This window comes from Pelistega suis, assembly GCF_013133795.1.
Lineage (GTDB): Bacteria > Pseudomonadota > Gammaproteobacteria > Burkholderiales > Burkholderiaceae_B > Taylorella > Taylorella suis.
The window spans coordinates 76492-96279 of the sequence record NZ_JABGBN010000005.1; the positions used below are offsets into that span (position 1 = coordinate 76492).

Here is a 19788-nt window from a genome sequence, read left to right on the forward strand (position 1 = left end):
GGTACGGTTTTTTTCAAGCCGTACTCTTTTAATCCTCAAGGATTTTATTTTTTCTATCACGGCTAGGTATGAATCGTTATCCTCTCTGGAAATACTTAATCGTTCTTGTTTCCCTAATTTTTGGTCTACTCTATACTGTCCCGAATATTTTTGGACAAACACCTGCAGTACAAATTTCTAGTGCTAATGTTGCGCGCAAAGTTGATGAAACAATGCTTGCACGTGTAGAGCAAATTCTTAAACAAAACGATATTCCTTTTACAAATTCTCAATTTCAAACCAATGGCTCTGTTGGCACCATTCGTGTACGTGTGGACTCACCAAATACACAATTACAAGCCAAAACAGCCTTGGAAAAAGCACTCAACACCAATCCATCAGAGCCTGATTATGTTGTCGCACTAAACTTACTATCTGCTACACCCGAGTGGCTCAGTAATCTAGGTGCTCATCCGATGTTCTTGGGTCTTGATTTGCGTGGTGGTGTGCACTTCCTATTACAAGTGGATATGCAAGGTGCTCTTGAAACCCGCTATGAGTCATTAACAAATGAATTACGCACCTTATTCCGTGACCAAAAAATTGCTTTAGAAAGTATTCAACGTACAGGCTCGGCCATTACCTCAACATTTGCGACAGAAGCAGAACTAACTAAAGCACGAGATCAACTACGCACTCGACTACCTGAACTTACATCAACCGTTGCCAATATTGATGGTAAATTTATTCTCAATAGCACGATTAATCCGACAGAAATCGCTCGTGTACAAGAGACTGCACTCCATCAAAATATCATCACTTTACACAACCGCATTAATGAGCTCGGTGTTGCAGAACCAGTTATCCAACAACAAGGGACTGACCGTATCGTGGTGCAATTACCTGGGGTACAAGATGTTGCAAAAGCAAAAGACATTCTTGGTCGTACTGCCACCTTACAACTTCGTCTCGTCGATGACTCTCCAGCGGCTGTCACTGCTTTAGCCTCAGGTACAATACCTTTTGGCTTAGAACTATTTAAAGACACTAATGGAACAAATCTCCTACTACGTCGCCAGGTGCTCTTAACCGGTGAAAACCTTGAAAACGCCCAATCCGGTCGAAATCAACAAACACAACAACCCACGGTGAATCTCACACTTGATACAAAAGGTGCTCGTATTTTCCGTGATGTGACTCGCGATAATGTTGATAAACGCATGGCTATCGTATTGTTTGAGAATGGCAAAGGTCAAGTAATTACAGCTCCTGTTATTCGAGCAGAAATTCCTAACGGTCAGGTTGAAATATCGGGTGCAATGACACCAGCTCAAGCCGCTGATGTTGCCTTATTACTCCGAGCAGGCTCTCTAGCCGCGCCAATGTCTATTATTGAAGAACGCACTATTGGTCCTAGCCTTGGTGAAGAAAACATCAAAAAAGGTTTCCAATCAACACTATATGGCTTTATTATGATTGCCGTATTTATGGTGATTTACTACCATTTATTTGGCGTATTCTCAACGCTAGGTCTAGCATTTAACGTACTGTTACTCCTTGCGTTGCTTTCTCTTTTACAAGCGACTCTCACCTTACCTGGTATTGCTGCGATTGCTTTGACCCTCGGTATGGCGATTGACGCTAACGTACTCATTAACGAACGTATACGTGAGGAATTACGAGAAGGCGCTACCCCACAACAGGCTATTAATATCGGTTTTGATAAAGCATGGGGAACTATTCTAGACTCTAATATCACTTCGTTAATCGTCGGTTTAGCACTATTAGCATTTAGTGGTCCAGGTCCTATCCGTGGTTTCGCTGTTGTTCATTGTCTAGGTATTCTTACCTCTATGTTCTCTGCGGTCGTTGGCGTACGTGCAATTGTTAACCTATGGTATGGCGGCAAGAAAAAACTTAAATCCATTTCCATTGGTACCATTTGGAAACCCGGTACTGATAAATAAGTGTAGGATAAGAAAATGGAATTATTTAAAATTCGCAAAACCATTCCCTTTATGAAGCATGCGATTGTACTGAATGCTATCAGTGCAATCACCTTCGTATTAGCGGTATTTTTTATTGTGACTCGCGGCTTTAATCTATCGGTAGAGTTCACTGGCGGTACGCTTATTGAAGCAAAATATCAGCAAGCGGCTGACTTAGAAAAAGTCCGTGGTGCTATCAGCAGCTTAAACTACAGCGATTTCCAAGTACAAAACTTTGGTACCGCTGAAGATGTTCTGATTCGCTTACCTATTCAGGAAGGCAAAAGCTCTGCAGAACAAAGCCAAGATATTCTCACCGCTTTAAAGGCACAAGACGCTAGTGTTTCATTAACTCGCGTAGAGTTTGTGGGGCCCCAAGTCGGCAATGAGCTCTACACCAACGGTTTAAATGCCTTTATCTTTGTCGTTCTCGGCATTTGTATTTATCTCGCCTTCCGTTTTGAATGGAAGTTTGCGATTGCTGGTGTGCTCGCTAACTTGCATGACGTGGTAATTATTCTTGGCTTCTTTGCATTCTTCCAGTGGGAGTTTTCGCTATCCGTACTCGCAGGGGTACTCGCGGTACTCGGTTACTCTGTGAACGAATCCGTTGTCGTCATGGATCGTATTCGTGAAAACTTCCGTAAACAACGCAAGGCTAGCGTTGTAGAGGTCATCAATAGCTCAATCACACAAACTATTTCTCGTACAGTAATTACTCACGGTTCGACACAAATGATGGTGATGGCAATGCTATTTTTTGGTGGTCCTACCTTACATTACTTTGCCCTAGCATTGACCATTGGCATTTGGTTCGGTATTTACTCCTCTATCTTCGTAGGAGCAGCCATTGCCATGTGGCTAGGTATCAAACGCGAAGATATGGTAAAAACACCCAAGAAAGAAGACCCCGCTGCGGAGTTGATGGAAGGCTAAAAAGATATACGTTTCTTTTATCACTCTTCTAGCTAAAAAGGCTGTGCAGAATATATTTCCACACAGCCTTTTTCATCATTAACGCATTTTATTTCAACCTCATTCATTCGTCATACCATAAAACACTTAATACATGTTATTTTCTTACAGATAAAGATAAGCTCTCAATATTTATAGGAAAAAAGGTAAAATACTCCCTTTCTAACTTTCACCCCCGGGACAAAAACCCGTTACGGTACTCTATATGCAAGAACTCTCTATCAAGCGCGATGGCGCAGCGACAACAAATCTTCCTCCGCAACCAGATACAGGCGAAGCCGTCACTCTGCCAGCAGGTGCCAAAAAACTTTATATTAAAACTTTTGGCTGCCAGATGAATGAGTATGACTCTGACAAAATGGCCGACATTCTCAATGCAGAACAAGGTTTAGAACTCACCGAAAATCCAGAAGAAGCTGATGTTATTCTGCTCAATACCTGTTCTATCCGTGAAAAAGCCCAAGAGAAAGTATTCTCTGACCTTGGTCGCATGAACTTATTAAAGAAAAAAAATCCTAATTTAGTCATTGGTGTTGGTGGCTGCGTAGCTAGCCAAGAAGGTGCAACAATCATTCAACGTGCACCCTATGTGGATGTCGTATTTGGTCCTCAGACCTTGCATCGCTTACCTCAATTGCTTGATCAAAAGAAAGCCACGGGTCGCCCACAAGTGGATGTGAGCTTCCCTGAAATCGAGAAATTCGATGCCCTCCCTCCTGCGCGTATTGATGGTCCGACCGCATTTGTGTCTATCATGGAAGGTTGTAGCAAATACTGTTCTTACTGTGTTGTGCCTTATACTCGAGGCGAAGAGATTTCTCGTCCATTTGAGGACGTGCTCATTGAGGTCGCCGACCTTGCTGACCAAGGTGTTAAAGAAGTCAATCTGCTAGGTCAAAACGTGAATGCGTATCGTGGGGTGATGAAAGAAACAGGTGAAATCGCTGACTTTGCCATGCTATTAGAATATATCCACGAGATTCCTGGCATTGAGCGTATTCGCTATACCACATCACATCCTAAAGAGATGACTAAGCGCTTAATTGATGCGCACGCCACCTTACCTAAATTAGTACCATTCTTGCACTTACCTGTTCAAGCCGGTAGTGATCGCGTATTAGCTGGAATGAAGCGTGGTTATACGGCTTTAGAGTTTAAGTCTGTCGTGCGTAAACTTTACGCCGCACGCCCTGGACTGACACTATCTTCTGACTTTATTGTCGGATTCCCCGGCGAGACAGATGAAGATTTTGAAGCAACCATGAAGCTTATCGAAGATTTAAATATCGATACCTCATTCTCCTTTATTTATTCTCGTCGCCCGGGTACACCTGCAGCAGACTTGCACGACGATACACCTTATGAGGTGAAGCTAAAACGTTTACAACGCTTACAAGCACAAATTAATAAACAAGCGCGTGCACATAGCGAAAAAATGCTTGGCACAATCCAAAAAGTCTTAGTAGAAGGCAAGTCTCGTCGTGATAGTAATGAATTAATGGGTCGTACTGAAAACAACCGTATCGTTAATTTTGAAGGTGGTGATCGCTTAATCGGTCAAATCATTGATATTAAAATTACAGATGTGTACACCAATTCTCTCCGAGGTGAGGTAGTACGCAAAGATGACGAATAATGTCTAAAACAAAATACATCTCGCTAGATGGGGACAATACTCATCTAGCCAATTTTCTGGGGCCTCTTGATGAAAACCTGCGACAAATTGCTGTCGCTTGGGATGTCCAAATAGGTCGTAGTGGTGCACGTATTAGCGTAGAAGGAAAAAATGCCCTACACGCCATCAATACCATTGAGTTATTTTTTCGTCGTGCTACACATCAAGCTCTATCTATTGATGATATCCAATTGGGACTTGTGGAATTAACCTCTCATTTACCCAAAGAAGACAATACGCAAACACCTGAACCAGAAGTTGAGCTCCCCTCTCTCACCGACGAGAATACCGTTTTTCACTTGCGCACACGCAAAAGCGATTTACGCCCTCGCACCCCTCGCCAACGTGCTTATTTACACAATATTTTGCACAACGATATTTCATTTGGTGTTGGCCCCGCAGGGACAGGAAAAACTTGGTTAGCCGTTGCTTGCGCCATTGACGCACTAGAGCGTGATAATGTGCAGCGCATTATTCTCACTCGCCCTGCCGTAGAAGCAGGTGAACGCTTAGGCTTTCTCCCAGGAGACTTAGCACAAAAAGTAGACCCCTATTTACGACCCCTTTATGATGCACTCTACGACTTAATGGGGTTTGAAAAAGTACAAAAACTTTTTGAAAAACAAACCATTGAAATTGCTCCTCTTGCCTATATGCGAGGACGTACACTCAACCATGCTTTTGTGATTCTTGATGAGGCGCAAAATACCACGCCAGAACAAATGAAAATGTTCCTAACTCGCATTGGTTTTGGTAGCAAAGCGGTCATTACAGGCGACCCTAGTCAGGTAGATTTACCCAAAGGGCAAAAAAGTGGGCTTAGTCACGCTTTAAACATTTTAAAAGATGTGCAAGGCATTCAGATTAGTCAATTTTCTAGCAAAGATGTCGTACGTCATCCATTAGTCGCACGCATTATTGATGCGTATGACAAAGCAGAAAAACACACCAAAGAGTAAAGCATTATGTTGCAATTCTCCGTTCAATATGCCATTGAGGTTCCTGAGCTCTCCCGTCAACAATTACGAGCATGGGCACTCCGTGCGGTTAAAGCCGCTCATCAAGACATTGATTTTGAGTTTGCTGAGCTTACCCTAAGACTCGTCGATAGACCTGAAGCCATTGAGTTAAATAAAGCCTACCGACAAAAAGACTATGCACCCAATGTATTGACTTTTGAGTACGGTATAGATGAGTTAAATACAGTACGTGGTGATATTATTATCTGTGTCCCTGTACTGCAACAAGAAGCGTTAGAACAACATAAAACCTTGCCACAACATGCCGCACATTTATTGGTACATGGGGTGCTACACTCTTTAGGCTACGACCACATTGAGGAAGATCAAGCCGAAGAAATGGAAGCCTTAGAAACGCAAATTCTCGCTGAAATTGGTTTTCCTGACCCTTATAAAATTAAAGAATAGTCAAATCTTCTAGGTGTTTTCACTAAAATTCTCTGCTATTGAACTTTTTTCAGCATTTTTTCATATTTTTGGGTTATGCTTAATTTCCCATTAACTTGACTCAAAGCGATGTCATCAGAACCTTATCCGTCCTCGGCCACTCCGGACAATAAACAGGCCAAACACTCTATCTGGCGCCGTATGTCGCAAAAAATCAAAGGCTTATTTAGTCTGCAACACGAGCCAGAAGATAGAGAAGATATTAATGAGCTGCTTAATACAGCCCATGCACGTGGTATTATTGACCAAGACACGCACAAAATGGTGCTTGGCTCAATTTCTTTTACTGAAAAAATTGCCAGTGATATTATGGTTTCCCGTTCCAAAATGGATTGCGTAGATATTCAGCAAGACATTAAAGAACTCGTTCCATTTATTATCGAAACAGCCCATTCACGCTTCCCTGTCTACGAGGAAGAACGTGACAATATTATTGGCATTTTACTTGCCAAAGACTTGTTACGTTACGTCAGCAATCCCGAGCAAAATATCCGATCTCTCGTCCGTCCCGCCTATTTTGTTCCGGAAACAAAGCCTCTTAAAAACCTATTACAAGAATTTAAAACAACTCGCAACCACCTCGCCATTGTGGTGGATGAGTACGGTAGTATTACAGGGCTTGTTACCATGGAAGATATTCTTGAGCAAATTGTCGGTGAAATTGAAGACGAATACGACGAAGAAGCCGAACAAACGATTTTCCCAGAATCTATTCATAGCTGGCGTGTGATGGGCATCAGCACCATTAAGCAACTAAATGAAACCCTACAAAGCCATATCCCCGAGGATGAATATGACACCATAGGCGGTTGGTTAGCATCAGAGCTTGACCATATTCCTAAACGTGGTGATAGCTACACTTTTGAGGACTTAACATTTAAAGTCTTACGCGCTGATGAAAAAAGAGCGCAATGGATTCATATCCGTCGTACCCCTATGGTCACACCAACCTCCGAAGAGTCATAACAAATGCCTTGGATTATCCTATTAGCGGCTGGTATTGTACATGCTCAGACATTCTCTGGAAGCGTACTACCAGCTGACCTATTAGCTCCCTTACAACTCGTCAGCCTCGCCGTTTTATTTACTTATCTTTTTAAAACAAAAACCGTAAAACAAGCTGTAGGGTATAGCTTTATATTTTCATTGGCTCATTTTTGCAGTGGTATTTATTGGCTCTTTATTAGCATGAATACTTACGGCAATTTAGCCGCTCCTCTAGCGGCGAGTGCTGTTGTGCTGCTTTCTGCCTACTTAAGTTTATATCCCACATTAGCGAGCGCTGTCTTTCGCTTATGTCGCCCCACTCCATCAATCTGGGGAGCTATTTTATTAGCCACACTATGGGGATTCGCTGAATGGCTAAGAGCAACGGTTATGACAGGTTTCCCTTGGCTCAATATTGCCTATGCGCATGTTGATGGACCACTCAGCGGATGGGCTCCACTATGGGGCAGTTATGGTGTAGCACTACTGGCCGCATTATGCGCTGCACTCCTGAGTATTTTTATACTGCATCTTTCGACAAAACAACGTCACTGGGGAAGTTTAGTTGCGCTTTTTACTGTTCTTGCATTAGGACAAGGCTTAAAAAGTATCGACTGGTCTCATCCTATCCACTCCCCTATCTCTGTCAGATTGGTGCAAGGTAATATCGATCAGCGCGATAAATTCAATCCTGCCACGATGCTGTCGAGTATGCAAGAGAACTTTGACCTTGCTAGCCTACCTGCGGCAGATCCTGAAAAAAAGCCTCAAGTGGTTATTTTTCCTGAAACCATCATCCCCGGCTTTCAACATCAACTTGCCCCTGAATTTTGGCAACATATCATCCACTCTGCAGCAAATGATCAAGCCGACTATTTTATTGGCACCCCGTATGCAGAACAGCTCGCTAATAATACCCAATTTATCGGCAATAGCATCATCGCCATTAATGGATTAACACCTGTAGATGCCCTCTACCAAGCTAATGGTGTCCCACGCTATGACAAAAAACACCTCGTTCCTTTTGGTGAATACATTCCCTATGGCTTCCGTTGGTTTGTCAATGCTATCGGTATTCCTATGGGGGATTTTAGTCGCGGCGCAGAGCGTCAAGCCAATTTCCAAGTCGGCGAACATATCTTTGCCCCTAATATCTGCTACGAAGATATTTTTGGCGATGAGTTATTGTCCGCCTTATTCCCTGCAGAGATACAGACAGCCTCTGGCACGATACATAATCCCGGTGCAACGATTCTCTTTAATGTCAGCAATCTTGCCTGGTTTGGCAATAGTTCTGCATTAGGGCAACACCTACAAATGGCAAAAATGCGTGCCATTGAAACCGCTCGCCCTATGCTAAGAGCCACTAATACCGGGGCAACTGCCTACATTAACGCCAAAGGAGAGTTGATTTCCCAACTGCCTTATCTGAGCGCTGGGGTCTTAGATATTGATGTTCAAGGTATGACGGGCTTTACCCCTTATGCCCATATCAAAAATAATGCTTTCTTTATTTTTGTTGCTTTTATGCTACTTTTATTTGTCGTAAAAAAACGTCGCACCACCTAAAAGCATCCCCAAAAAAAGAAAGCCGAACTCGATTTTTGATTGACATAACCTCCTGTAAAGCTTAGTATTTAAGCTTATCTTGCAGATATGGGGGTATAGCTCAGTTGGTAGAGCGCTTGCATGGCATGCAAGAGGTCAGCGGTTCGATCCCGCTTACCTCCACCAGATAATACAAGGACTTATCATTTAATGAATGATAAGTCCTTTTTCTTTTGTTTCTATGGGGTAAATAATGGGGTAAACAAAATTTTAGCTGTGTTTATTTTGCATTGGATAGAATTAGAAACTTTCTAGTTAATCATGGTTACATTCACTACTATAATCATGAACGTATTCATACCAAATTAAAAGGACTGCCTCCTGTACAATACAGATTGCAGTCCTCTAATACCACTTCTTAACTAAACTGTCCAAGTTTAGGGGGTCAGTTCACCTTCTAATTGAGTGGTGTTTGTTTTGGGTAAAACAAATTCATAAGTTTGATCAGGCATATTTTGAGCGAACCGCCCCCATGGGGATAAGAAACCGTTCAAATAATTTGTTTTTGATCGATGACCTAGTGAATCATCGGCTGTATTTTCAACAAGCCTTACCATTCCGATTTTCCTTAAAATATACAACGCAACAGCGGGTTCACCTGAAATTTTTTCCCATTCACTAGCGGTAAATCGTTCTTTTTGTTCGTCTAACATTTTATTTAGTGCTTTTTCGGTGCGATTATCTTTAGGTTTATTTAGCCAATGTTGCCAAAATCTTAGTTCATCTAAATTTTTATTTAGCCAATGTTGCCAAAATCTTGTTTTCAAATCAGGTGTTGCGTTTTTAGGCTGCTCGGTGCTAGATTTTTTCTCTTTCAGGCTGCCTGAATGCACATTTTCCAACTCATCAGGCAATTCATCTTTCTGCGTTAAACGTGCAAACTTGTCGCTTAATTCAATTTCTTCTATTGTCCAAACTTTGCGTTTCAGGCTGCCTTCTTGTCCGAATAATTGGTTAATTGTGGCTTCCATTTGTGCCACAACGTACGTTAATTTGTGCAGCATTTCTTCTTTGTGTTTGGAAACAAACAGCGCATTCATTTTGCTGATTTTTTCATACAAGTTTGAACCTAAATCATCAAAACCTTCTTGTAGTAAATCCAACTTCAAACCGCTTAAGGCGGCATTGATTTGTTTGTTTTCTTTCATGGCTTGCAAAATCGCGCGTTGATATTTTTCATCGACTTGATACAAACGTTGCAAAATCAAATGGTGTTTATCTGATGATGTATCCAGTTCGTTTAGAAAATCAAACAGTGATTGTTTTTGGTAAGCATATTCGGTTTTGTGGATGGAACTATATGCAGAAATACCTACAATTTCAATATCATAATCATCAAGCGTTTCCACAATTCCGTCCATAATATCTTCAATCTCGTGTTGCGGTTTCAAATCGGCTTTGTTCAACACGATATAAAGTGGTTTGCCGACATTTTGATGCACGTTACCCAAGAAATCCAAATCGCTTTTGGCAATTGTGCCGTTAGAATCCAAGCCAATCAGCCACAATAGGGCTTCGGCGTTTTGGACAAATTCTTCGGCGGTTTTTACGTCTTCTGATGTATGGCCATCGGCAACATCAGACGGATTGTAGCCTGGGGTATCAATAAAACATAAGTGTTGATAATCCATCGGTGTGGTTAAAAACACAAACGGCATAATGCTTTTCAGATTAAAACCAAATGCACGGATAAAGTTGTGCGACAATTTGTGTTGGAAATTTGGATCAATATCCAATAGGTTAATCACGCCGCCGTTTTGGCTGCATCCGACTAAACCATTGTGCTCGCCATTGAGCGCGTAGGTGGGAATGGCGGTTGTCGGTTCAAGGCCAATCGGCAAACGCACCGATGTGTCTTTAAACAAGCTGCTGATAAATTCGGATTTGCCTGCGCTGAATCCGCCTGCAATCGCCACCGAACGTTTTTTGTAAAACTCGGGATACGAGCCAATCACTTTTAATTCATCACCAATCGCTTGCAGCTCCAACAGTGCGACCGCTTCGTCCTGCAAGGAATCTTCTTCATTGGCAAAATCAAGAAAATCGTTATTTAATAAATAAAAATATTGCGCAACATGCGGATTTTGATTGGTTGCGGATAAGAGTTTTGCTACCAATGTTTGGCGCAATTCAATTTCGGCGATGTGCTGATTGAGTTGGGCGATTTGGCTGTTGGCTTGATTTAATTCATATTCTAAATCTTGGTTTTGTTGGTGCGACATGATATTTCCCTTATTTGCAGACGGCATAGTGAAATGCCGTCTGAAAAAGCGTTTTAAACGATTAAACATTGATTTCTTGCTGCAATAGGCTCAATTCTTGTTGAATGCTTTGATAGCGATACAAACTGGCTTCTTTGTTTTCAATATCATGCAGCAGTTGTTTCAGGTTGCTTTCCAAATCGCCTGTCAATTCTTTGGGCAAATCCACTTTTTTCAGGTTGCCGAGCAGTTCGGTCATGTAGGCAGTAATTTCATTGCGAACTGTATTGCGTAAATTAGAAACATAATTATCGGCATCACTGATGTATTCTTCTGCTTCACTGCCTTTGAGTTGTCCTGATTTTTTCAGACTGCTTGGCATATCGTCGGCAAGCTGGAAAGTGGCTTCGGGAATACGTGCCAACACGTTTTTTACCGCACGCGCAATCATGGTAATGTCCAACTCTTCATCGCCCATTGCTTCGCGCAATGCACCAACCACTTGATTGTAAATTTTCTTTTTCCATGCTTGCGAATAGCTTTCGACGATGTAGCGCAATTCGTCTTCCAAATTGTTGCGAACTTCTTCAATCGCACGGCGAATTGGTGTGGCTTGAACAGAAGTTACTTCGTAATAACGTGTTTCATATTTTTTTGTCAGCCATAAGAAACCGCCGCGTCCAACGTAAACTTCTCTGCTTTCCGTTGCCGTACCCTGTGCCCCTTCCGAAGCCGCATCATATTGGCGCATGGTGCTGCTCAATTTGTCTTTTAATTGCTTATCTAAATTCAGCTTAATATCGCTGACCAAATCGTCATATACACCGCCAACGTGCATTTGGATACTGGTTTGCTGTTTGTTTAACATCGCTTTTTGTTTAAGCAATTCGCCTACGTCTGCGGTTTCAATTTGGTGAACTTGTTCGGCAATGCGCGTTTCCCATGCTTTTAAATAGGCTTGCAAGGCATTTCGCTTGCTTTTTTCAAAATCCATGCGGCGTTGTGCCAAGATTTGTTCTTTATTGGCGGTTACTTCTTCTACAATTTGGTGTAACTTTCCAATATTCGCCATTTGGCTTAACGCATTTTTCGCTAATTCTGTATGGTTGAATGTATCGGGATATTTTTGCTTTAAATTACGCCAAACATGTTGTAAATTAGCGTCCCAAGTGTGTTGTGCATCAAAACGTTGCAACAGTGAAAACGCCACGCTAGACGAACAAATCACAGGATTGGCACTCAATTTATCCGTTGCCACTTTCATTTCAGGATATTGTTGCACTTGTTTTTGCAAAGTATTGCGTGCATGAGTGGTTAGGCTGCCTGAAATTTTTTGCAACACATCACTTGGATTGGTTAAGCCCGTACTCTCGCTACCAAATAATTGATTGTCCACTTGGCTGGCGATGATATAAGCTTGTTGTGTGCCTTCTTTGGTGGTTACGCGGTGCATTAAGTCAGTATCTTCACTACTCAAAAATTGCCCCGAAGGCGACACAATCAACACCACATCACATTGTGCCAATAATTGCTCGGTGCGTTCGCCACGTGAAGTAACTGGGTCGTTGATCCCCGGTGTATCAATAATTTGCAAACCTTGCAAGCCTTTTTCAGGAATATACAGCGTAACCGATTTAGTAAATGGCATAAACGCACCACTAGAACCCACAAATTGATTTAATGCGCCATTCATCAATTCTTCTACGCTGGCAGCCTGAATGGTTTGGTATTGCGCCAAATCACTCAACGATTTGCCCGATGCCTTAATGCGCTCGTATTGATCGTAAGATGCGAAAGTTGGCTCATTTTTCATCTCACGTTCGGCTTGAGAACGGGCTTTTTCAGTACAATCGCGTTGTTCTTCAGGCGTTAAAATATTGAGTGCATTGGCAATAGGCGTTAAAGAATTGAGTGTATTGGCAATCACGCCACCTTTTTTCTTTTGCACGCGCTCAATTTGTTCTTGCTCTTTTTCGGCAATTTTTTTCGTTAATTCAGATACATGAATGGCGTGTTTTGCCTTAATTTCATCAATATCCTGTTGCGTAAAAAAATCCACTTCTGCACGAACAGTTTCGCTATATTCCATAATGGTTAAAGCGGCAGTCATGGGAGTAGCAGCTTTAGGCAAAATATCATTGCCATTAAACAACAACGCATTCAGCATAGAACTTTTGCCCGCTTTCACGCGCCCGATAATGCCGACACGCAATACGCGACCATCTTCAGCAAATTCATTCAAAATGCGTTGCCATTCTTCACTTTTGGCAATGGCATGCTCCTGTTTCAGAGCAAGCGCGTCAATGCTTAAATCGTGTTTGTTTACAAAGTCTTCAATGCGGTTGTTTAAAGCGATAATGTCCATAATATTTTTCCTTTTTAATTATTCAGGTTGATGTCCAATCAATACCGCTGGTTTAGATGTTGCCAAACGAATTTTGTCAAATTGAGCTTTAATTTCATCTGCCCCATATTTTTCTTCCAAACGTTTAATGATGAAATGTCCACGCGCAATATCTTGATAAAAATCGGTAAACATGACATTTAATGTTGCTCCTGCAAGCGCACCAATTCCGGGAACAAGTTGTGCTGCCGCTTTTTCTGTTAATGGCACGCCCAAACGTGTTGCTACCGCATGGATTAACTGGGCAAAAACTTTACCGACTGCTGTTGTATCAATCGCTTTATTGGCTGCCTGCTGGGTGAGTACAGATAATTCTTTTGCTGTTGCATTCATAATTTGATTGAGTGCAATACGGCTGGCGTAATAACCGCTTTCCGCGCTGTCATCGCTTTTATCTTCATTTACGGTAACACCAAATACGGCAATACACTCCATTTTGGTTTGGTAATCGGTAATATCAAAACCTTCGCTACGCGCCACATCCAAAATAGAACGCATCATAATCGTGGTAGATACGGGCAACTCCACCAATAATGCTGAAAATCCAAAAAAACCACCCAATGCGCCTGTTACACCTGCACCAAATTTATGCCATTTATTAGATGCTTCTTGGGTTTGGTTTTCCATTGTGCTGGCACTTACATCGACTACTTTATGCAATGCCGTTTCAATAATGCCATGGATTTTTTCATTCGCTCCTTTTGGCAATTTATCCATCAAATATTCAACAGGCGAACCGACCATACTCGTCATTTTTGCTGTCAGTGATGGTGCGGTTAACAAAGAAACAGCCGTATGCAAGTCGCGTAAATCTTGTGTTTCAAGCGTTTGGCTCATGATTTTTCCATTCAGTAAATTGAAGTTTTCAGGCTGCCCGCATTTTTCAGACAGCCTGAAAACAAATTAGGCAAATAAAGTTTGATTGGCCAAAGCAGTCAGCTGCTGCTTACCATTTTCCAATTCTGCAATCATGCTTTCCAATTCAGCGGCTTTTTCGGCTTTTTCGGCCTCGGCAGCCTGAATTTCATCGCGTTTTTGTTGCAATTGCTCTTCAAATTGTTCGCTGATCTGGTTAATCAGTGCGGTAATGTTTTGATTCAGCATTTCAGGCAGTACGCTGTTTAATTGCTGCTGAATTTGCGGAATAATCGTGCCGACAATTGCTTGTTCCATTTGTTCGCGCTGCCGGCGTCCTTTTGCGCCTTTGTTGAACAGAGAAATGATTTCAGGCAAAAATGCCAGTACCGCACCAACAATGCCAAACACACCGCCCAGCAATGATTTCAATGTTGTCGAACCTACTTTTTCCATGATGATTTTCGTAGCCGATTTCAATGCCGTATTGGCAACTTTACCGATTGCCCCCGCTCCGCTGCTGCTCATGACATCCATTACAATATTGCCCAAACCATTGTCAGGCAGCATAGATAATTGCGTGTTAATGCCATTGCCCATTTCTTCAATCAAATCTTGGTTGATGGTTTGAAAACGCGTTTGCACGGCGGTTAATAGCGCATTTTTGGCAATGTCGTTAATTTCGCGTTCAAACGCACTTTGATTGCTAATCGCCAAATCCACCAAGCGCGTTTTCTGCGTCAGAATCGCCGATGTAACCGCTTGATTAATGATCGAAACGCTGTTGCGCGAATAACGGCTTTCTACATCGCTAATCGCCGCTTGTTTTTTCGCTTCAATACCATTCAGGCTGCTTTGCAGGGCAGCAATCACTTCTTCCGCCTCTTTTTTGCTGCCTTTAAATGTAGAAATTTTCACGTTAATGCTTTGTGTCAAAGCCGTGTAATTTTCACGCAGCTCATCAATAAACAGTGAGCGGAACAATTCTTCGGGATTAATGGCATGCAGAATATTTTTCAGATTGTTGCCGCCGTCCATATCCAATAAAGCAACTTCGCCTGTGTGGTCAAAATCGTCTTCCAATTGCTCGGCAATTTTGTGTTGCACAGCGCGAACATCATCAGATGCGCGCAGATTGGTTTTGCTGATGCAGAACGCAAATCCTTTTCCAAATTGTTGAATATTCTCAATTTCACGCTTCATGCTCAAGGTGATGTTGCCGTCTTCTACACTGGTTAAAAACACAAAATACACGCCACGATTGAGATAATTCAAAATAGCTTGGTTGTGGTTTTCAATCGGTGCGTCAAAGCCCGGCATATCTACCAAAACCAACGGTTGAATCTCTTTCAATTGTTCGTTATTCAAATACAGACGCAGATTTTTAAAATTGCGCGCGTTGTCTTTCAGACTAGAAAATTCGGATAACTCGTGGCGTTCCACACTGCCTGAACTGCTGACTGATTCAATGTAATTTGTCGGGCTATAGCGTAATTCCGTTGCCAATGCGGTTTCGGGTGTAACCGCAGTCGGCAAAATGTCATTACCCAAAAACGAGTTAATCAATGTGCTTTTGCCCGCGCTAAATCCACCCACCACAGGCACAATCAATTCAGCCTGCTCAATGTTGTGCGCAATATGCGACAATTTATTGTCGGAAATTTCTAATGGTGCAATGATGTTTTGCACTGATTTGATGTAATCTAAAAATTGTTTTTGCGTATTCATAAGTAAAACTCCTTGTGATTAATAAAGTTACTTCCGTTGCTTTCACGCCTAACCACACTAACCACAGCAATACAAGCGGTAAAACTATGCCACCAAAAACGCAGGCAGCACAGGCAATAAAACGGTACAAAACAAAAATCCGCCCAAAATCATGGCACTGTTTTTGTTTGAAGGCCGTTTGGGATTGCGAAATCTTCCACCCAACATTATCTTTTCCTTTCCTTTGTATCAATTGGCTAAATAATCCCGCAGCTTCTGCTGCAATTCAATCGGTGAAACAATTTTTGCCATTGTAATCCAATACTGCACAATCGGTACAATTTCATTTTCGTGAATATTCTTACACGCCAGCAGTAAACCGCCATCGTCTAAACGACGCACGGTTTCTTGATTGGGCAACAAATTACGGCGTAAAAAATACGGTGCGGCTTGAGCGGAAACTTGCACAATCACTTCGCTTAATTGATTGCCGTGTGAAATGCTGTCGTTTTCCTTGATAGCTGCCTAAGTGATCAATTCCAAAGCAAAAGCTTGATTATCGCGCGTGTCTAACAAGGGAAACAATTGAGACTCATAATGAACTCCGTTGGAGTGGGTTTGAAAAGATGAAGCGATTATAGTTAGGCTGTCTGCACGGTTGTGTCGCAAGCATCATTGGCTGTGTTATTTTTTTTGGCTGTGTTATTTTTTGTGAAGATTGTACTACTTTTTTGCTCAAAATTTCAGAATTTTATTCTTTTAATAGAAAATTAGACCGTTCTTTTGTGGTGATGAATGTCGCATATTTGCCCTTTTGATTTTTATGGCAAATAGTGTGAAATCTCCTATCAACCAAAGCATAGGCAATGCGATTGCGCAACAGCGCAAAGCAGTAGGTTTAACGCAAACCCAATTAGCGGAACGTTTGAATTTAAGCCTTGATGCTGTGTCGCGTTTGGAGCGCGGCAATATTGGTTTATCGGTAGAGCGGTTATTTGAATTGGCAGAAATTTTTGATTGTGAAACAACGGATTTGTTGCAAACAGGCCGTACGCTAATCCGCGACCAAGCGCGAGAAATGGAGGTGTTATTACGAGAATTAAGCGAGCAAGAGGTCAGCGGTTCAATCCCGCTTACCTCCACCAAAAAATTATTTGCTTTTTATAAAAACTATGTTATAGTTACGTTCTTGACACAGTCCTGTCCCCTTCGTCTAGAGGCCTAGGACACCACCCTTTCACGGTGGGTACAGGGGTTCGAATCCCCTAGGGGACGCCACTACCACTGAGTGGCAGATTAAAAGTTACCGCGCGGAGCGGTAGTTCAGTTGGTTAGAATACCGGCCTGTCACGCCGGGGGTCGCGGGTTCGAGCCCCGTCCGCTCCGCCACCATTTGTTAGTCCTGTCCCCTTCGTCTAGAGGCCTAGGACACCACCCTTTCACGGTGGGTACAGGGGTTCGAATCCCCTAGGGGACGCCACTTATTAACCAGAGTGGTTCTGTAAAAGTTTATCGCGCGGAGCGGTAGTTCAGTTGGTTAGAATACCGGCCTGTCACGCCGGGGGTCGCGGGTTCGAGCCCCGTCCGCTCCGCCACCATTTGTTAGTCCAAGTCCCCTTCGTCTAGAGGCCTAGGACACCACCCTTTCACGGTGGGTACAGGGGTTCGAATCCCCTAGGGGACGCCACTACCACTGAGTGGCAGATTAAAAGTTACCGCGCGGAGCGGTAGTTCAGTTGGTTAGAATACCGGCCTGTCACGCCGGGGGTCGCGGGTTCGAGCCCCGTCCGCTCCGCCACATATTAGAAAGCCTTATAGTTTTTGCTATAAGGCTTTTTGCTTTATCCACACCTCTCTTATTCACTCAGTCTTTGAAAAACTTCCGATAATTCTTGAGCAGCCTCCTGCATCGCAGGGATATAGTGCTGTAATTCTGCCAATGATTTTCGCACAGAAGGGGCATGTGTAAATAAAGCGGCAAACACTTCACCACCCTCAGGGTTTAAGATAGGCACAGCACAAGCCACCATTCCCGGAATAAACTCCTCATCATCAACAGCAAAACCTTGTTTTTTCACCTGTCTTACCGTATCAATTAATAAAGCCTTATCAGTGACGGTATTTTTAGTCAAGGCATAAAGATTCAAATTATCCACTACCCGCTGCAATACACCTCCACTCATTTGGCCTAATAACAACTTACCACTCGCACTTGCCCAGATAGGAATATTCATCCCCTCCGGTAAATTAATCTGCAATGGCCAATTAGATAAAACGCGATCAATATAAACAACCGATAAATTATCCAAAATAGAAATACCTACCGTCTCTCCTATCTGCTGAGAGAGCTTTTGCAGTATCGCTTGTCGCTCAGATTTATAAACACCATTTTTCCAAACATGAAAAACTAATTTATGCGTGCGCTCACCACAGACAACCCTTCCTTGCAAATCAAGTCGCAAAAAACCGGTATCCTGCAACTGCTGCACTAAGCGGTGTATGCTAGGCTTAGGAATATCCAAAATTTCGGATAAATCACCCGCACTAAGCGGTCTTTCCGCCTTTGCCACCTCTTCAACAATTTGCAATACTCGCTCAATACTAGAGCCTTTCTTTCTGTCCATCATCATCTCACTTTCTTATTGACGCTTAGTGTCTACCATCATTTGCTTTTTTTATTATTTTCATTATAATTAAAAAATCATATAACGATACGATTTGTATCATTATAAACAATTTATGGAGAAATTTATGTCGTTTACCATTACCTTACCGAGACTGATTGAAATTGGTAAGAATGCCTGCCAAAAACTTCCTCAGATGTTAAACGCACTGGGCGTGGCAAAGCCACTCATTATCACCGATAAAATGATGGTCCAACTTGGCTATATCAAACAAATCCAAGATATTCTCCTAGCGGAAGGTATCAGTGCTGATGTGCATGATGACACCATTCCTGAACCTACGGAATCCTCTATTTTATCTGGTGTCGAAAAAGTACGTCGCGGTGGTTATGACTCTATCATTGCCTTAGGTGGTGGCAGTCCCATTGATAGCGCAAAAGCTATTTCCATTCTAGGTAAATTTGGTGGCACTATTCGCGACTATAAATTCCCTCGCCAAACCAATGAATCTGGTCTTCCTATTATTGCCATCCCAACCACAGCAGGCACAGGCTCAGAAGCAACAAAATTCACTATTATCACAGATGAAACGCAAAATGAGAAATTACTCTGTGTCGGTTTAGGCTTTTTACCAGTGGCCGCGATTATCGACTATACCTTAACCCTCAGCGTACCTGCCCGTACAACAGCTGATACAGGTATTGATGCAATGACACATGCCATAGAAGCTTATGTCAGTCAAAAACAAAATCCTTATAGTGAGCAACAGGCACTTGCTGCCTTACGTCTCATTGGCCCTAACTTACAAAAAGCATACCACGACGGCAAAAACGAACAAGCCCGAGAAGCCATGATGCTGGGCTCTACACTCGCAGGCATTGCTTTTAACAACGCCTCAGTTGCTCTCGTACACGGCATGAGCCGCCCTATCGGTGCATTCTTCCACGTTCCTCATGGTCTGTCTAATGCGATGTTATTACCTGCTGTTACGGAATTTTCTATTCCTGCAGCACCCGCACGTTATGCCGATTGTGCCCGTGCGCTAGGTATCGCCGATTCCAACGATAACGATGCACAAGCCAATGAAAAATTGCTCACTTTCTTAAAAGCACTGAATACCGAGCTTAAAGTACCAACTCTTGCAGAATTTGGCGTAGATAAAACCTATTTTGATAGCATCGTAGAAACGATGTGTGATCAAGCCTTTGCCTCTGGCTCCCCTAATAACAACCCTCGCATTCCGACGAAAGAAGAAATGCTCACTATCTATCGTTCTCTATGGAATGCATAGAGCAGCAAAACCTTTATAACAAATAGCA

Annotated in this window: 15 protein-coding genes, 7 tRNA genes and 1 pseudogene; 17 read left to right on the plus strand and 6 right to left on the minus strand. The window is 42.6% G+C overall.

Annotated features, from left to right (window positions below):
* The first annotated feature begins 68 nt into the window (after positions 1-68).
* From secD to HKX39_RS07320, 9 genes and pseudogenes are all read left to right on the plus strand, one after another.
* A complete protein-coding gene (secD, locus tag HKX39_RS07280; protein WP_171680671.1) occupies positions 69-1946 on the plus strand; it encodes a protein translocase subunit SecD in 1878 nt (625 codons plus the stop codon).
* A 15-nt stretch (positions 1947-1961) separates the two neighbouring features.
* Positions 1962-2903 (plus strand): protein translocase subunit SecF, encoded by a 942-nt coding sequence (gene secF, locus HKX39_RS07285; protein WP_171680672.1) that lies wholly within the window; start codon positions 1962-1964, stop codon positions 2901-2903.
* Between the two features lie 244 nt (positions 2904-3147).
* A complete protein-coding gene (miaB, locus tag HKX39_RS07290; protein WP_171680673.1) occupies positions 3148-4578 on the plus strand; it encodes a tRNA (N6-isopentenyl adenosine(37)-C2)-methylthiotransferase MiaB in 1431 nt (476 codons plus the stop codon).
* Positions 4578-5576 (plus strand): PhoH family protein, encoded by a 999-nt coding sequence (locus HKX39_RS07295; protein WP_171680674.1) that lies wholly within the window; start codon positions 4578-4580, stop codon positions 5574-5576. The genes miaB and HKX39_RS07295 overlap by 1 nt, the downstream gene beginning before the upstream one ends.
* Before the next feature lie 6 nt (positions 5577-5582).
* Positions 5583-6044: an rRNA maturation RNase YbeY gene (gene ybeY / locus HKX39_RS07300; RefSeq protein ID WP_171680675.1), complete on the plus strand. Its 462-nt coding sequence runs from the start codon at positions 5583-5585 to the stop codon at positions 6042-6044.
* A 108-nt stretch (positions 6045-6152) separates the two neighbouring features.
* On the plus strand, positions 6153-7049 hold the full coding sequence (locus HKX39_RS07305) for a CorC family transporter (RefSeq protein ID WP_171680676.1): 897 nt from the start codon (positions 6153-6155) through the stop codon (positions 7047-7049).
* A gap of 3 nt (positions 7050-7052) precedes the next feature.
* Positions 7053-8639: an apolipoprotein N-acyltransferase gene (lnt, locus tag HKX39_RS07310; RefSeq protein WP_171680677.1), complete on the plus strand. Its 1587-nt coding sequence runs from the start codon at positions 7053-7055 to the stop codon at positions 8637-8639.
* Between the two features lie 89 nt (positions 8640-8728).
* Positions 8729-8804 (plus strand) — tRNA-Ala (locus HKX39_RS07315).
* A gap of 134 nt (positions 8805-8938) precedes the next feature.
* Positions 8939-9040: pseudogene (locus HKX39_RS07320) on the plus strand (IS3 family transposase); the annotation flags it as partial.
* Between the two features lie 15 nt (positions 9041-9055).
* On the opposite strand, the gene HKX39_RS07325 reads toward HKX39_RS07320, so the two are convergent.
* From HKX39_RS07325 to HKX39_RS07345, 5 genes are all read right to left on the minus strand, one after another.
* Positions 9056-10900 carry a dynamin family protein gene (locus HKX39_RS07325; RefSeq protein WP_171680678.1) on the minus strand — a complete coding sequence of 615 codons (1845 nt, stop codon included), beginning with the start codon at positions 10898-10900 and terminating at the stop codon, positions 9056-9058.
* Between the two features lie 61 nt (positions 10901-10961).
* Positions 10962-13244: a dynamin family protein gene (locus tag HKX39_RS07330; RefSeq protein WP_171680679.1), complete on the minus strand. Its 2283-nt coding sequence runs from the start codon at positions 13242-13244 to the stop codon at positions 10962-10964.
* Between the two features lie 18 nt (positions 13245-13262).
* Complete coding sequence (locus HKX39_RS07335; RefSeq protein WP_171680680.1) at positions 13263-14120, minus strand: EcsC family protein; 858 nt, start codon at positions 14118-14120, stop codon at positions 13263-13265.
* Positions 14121-14186: 66 nt separating this feature from the next.
* Complete coding sequence (locus HKX39_RS07340; RefSeq protein ID WP_171680681.1) at positions 14187-15866, minus strand: dynamin family protein; 1680 nt, start codon at positions 15864-15866, stop codon at positions 14187-14189.
* Between the two features lie 228 nt (positions 15867-16094).
* Positions 16095-16313 carry a WCX domain-containing protein gene (locus HKX39_RS07345; RefSeq protein WP_484555881.1) on the minus strand — a complete coding sequence of 73 codons (219 nt, stop codon included), beginning with the start codon at positions 16311-16313 and terminating at the stop codon, positions 16095-16097.
* Between the two features lie 355 nt (positions 16314-16668).
* On the opposite strand from HKX39_RS07345, the gene HKX39_RS07350 reads away from it, so the two are divergent.
* From HKX39_RS07350 to HKX39_RS07380, 7 genes are all read left to right on the plus strand, one after another.
* Entirely contained in the window at positions 16669-17070 is a 402-nt protein-coding gene (locus HKX39_RS07350) for a helix-turn-helix domain-containing protein (RefSeq protein WP_171680682.1), read from the plus strand.
* Positions 17048-17123 (plus strand) — tRNA-Glu (locus HKX39_RS07355). The genes HKX39_RS07350 and HKX39_RS07355 overlap by 23 nt, the downstream gene beginning before the upstream one ends.
* 34 nt (positions 17124-17157) lie before the next feature.
* Positions 17158-17234, plus strand: a tRNA-Asp gene (locus HKX39_RS07360).
* Positions 17235-17249: 15 nt separating this feature from the next.
* Positions 17250-17325: transfer RNA gene (locus HKX39_RS07365), tRNA-Glu, on the plus strand.
* Positions 17326-17363: 38 nt separating this feature from the next.
* A tRNA-Asp gene (locus HKX39_RS07370) sits at positions 17364-17440 on the plus strand.
* A 16-nt stretch (positions 17441-17456) separates the two neighbouring features.
* Positions 17457-17532, plus strand: a tRNA-Glu gene (locus tag HKX39_RS07375).
* 34 nt (positions 17533-17566) lie between these two features.
* Positions 17567-17643, plus strand: a tRNA-Asp gene (locus tag HKX39_RS07380).
* Positions 17644-17701: 58 nt separating this feature from the next.
* Here the strand turns inward: HKX39_RS07380 and HKX39_RS07385 are convergent.
* Complete coding sequence (locus tag HKX39_RS07385; protein ID WP_216605070.1) at positions 17702-18475, minus strand: IclR family transcriptional regulator; 774 nt, start codon at positions 18473-18475, stop codon at positions 17702-17704.
* A gap of 121 nt (positions 18476-18596) precedes the next feature.
* On the opposite strand from HKX39_RS07385, the gene HKX39_RS07390 reads away from it, so the two are divergent.
* Entirely contained in the window at positions 18597-19760 is a 1164-nt protein-coding gene (locus tag HKX39_RS07390; protein WP_171680683.1) for an iron-containing alcohol dehydrogenase, read from the plus strand.
* The last annotated feature ends 28 nt before the right edge of the window (positions 19761-19788 follow it).

Excerpts from the sequence above, each read along its gene's own strand:
- HKX39_RS07295 (WP_171680674.1), top strand. The coding sequence starts at position 4,578 with ATGTCTAAAACAAAATACATCTCGCTAGATGGGGACAATACTCATCTA.
- HKX39_RS07335 (WP_171680680.1), bottom strand. The coding sequence starts at position 14,120 with ATGAGCCAAACGCTTGAAACACAAGATTTACGCGACTTGCATACGGCT.
- HKX39_RS07330 (WP_171680679.1), bottom strand. The coding sequence starts at position 13,244 with ATGGACATTATCGCTTTAAACAACCGCATTGAAGACTTTGTAAACAAA.
- HKX39_RS07305 (WP_171680676.1), top strand. The coding sequence starts at position 6,153 with ATGTCATCAGAACCTTATCCGTCCTCGGCCACTCCGGACAATAAACAG.
- HKX39_RS07390 (WP_171680683.1), top strand. The coding sequence starts at position 18,597 with ATGTCGTTTACCATTACCTTACCGAGACTGATTGAAATTGGTAAGAAT.
- HKX39_RS07325 (WP_171680678.1), bottom strand. The coding sequence starts at position 10,900 with ATGTCGCACCAACAAAACCAAGATTTAGAATATGAATTAAATCAAGCC.
- miaB (WP_171680673.1), top strand. The coding sequence starts at position 3,148 with ATGCAAGAACTCTCTATCAAGCGCGATGGCGCAGCGACAACAAATCTT.
- secD (WP_171680671.1), top strand. The coding sequence starts at position 69 with ATGAATCGTTATCCTCTCTGGAAATACTTAATCGTTCTTGTTTCCCTA.
- HKX39_RS07340 (WP_171680681.1), bottom strand. The coding sequence starts at position 15,866 with ATGAATACGCAAAAACAATTTTTAGATTACATCAAATCAGTGCAAAAC.
- ybeY (WP_171680675.1), top strand. The coding sequence starts at position 5,583 with ATGTTGCAATTCTCCGTTCAATATGCCATTGAGGTTCCTGAGCTCTCC.
- HKX39_RS07385 (WP_216605070.1), bottom strand. The coding sequence starts at position 18,475 with ATGATGATGGACAGAAAGAAAGGCTCTAGTATTGAGCGAGTATTGCAA.
- HKX39_RS07350 (WP_171680682.1), top strand. The coding sequence starts at position 16,669 with ATGGCAAATAGTGTGAAATCTCCTATCAACCAAAGCATAGGCAATGCG.
- secF (WP_171680672.1), top strand. The coding sequence starts at position 1,962 with ATGGAATTATTTAAAATTCGCAAAACCATTCCCTTTATGAAGCATGCG.
- lnt (WP_171680677.1), top strand. The coding sequence starts at position 7,053 with ATGCCTTGGATTATCCTATTAGCGGCTGGTATTGTACATGCTCAGACA.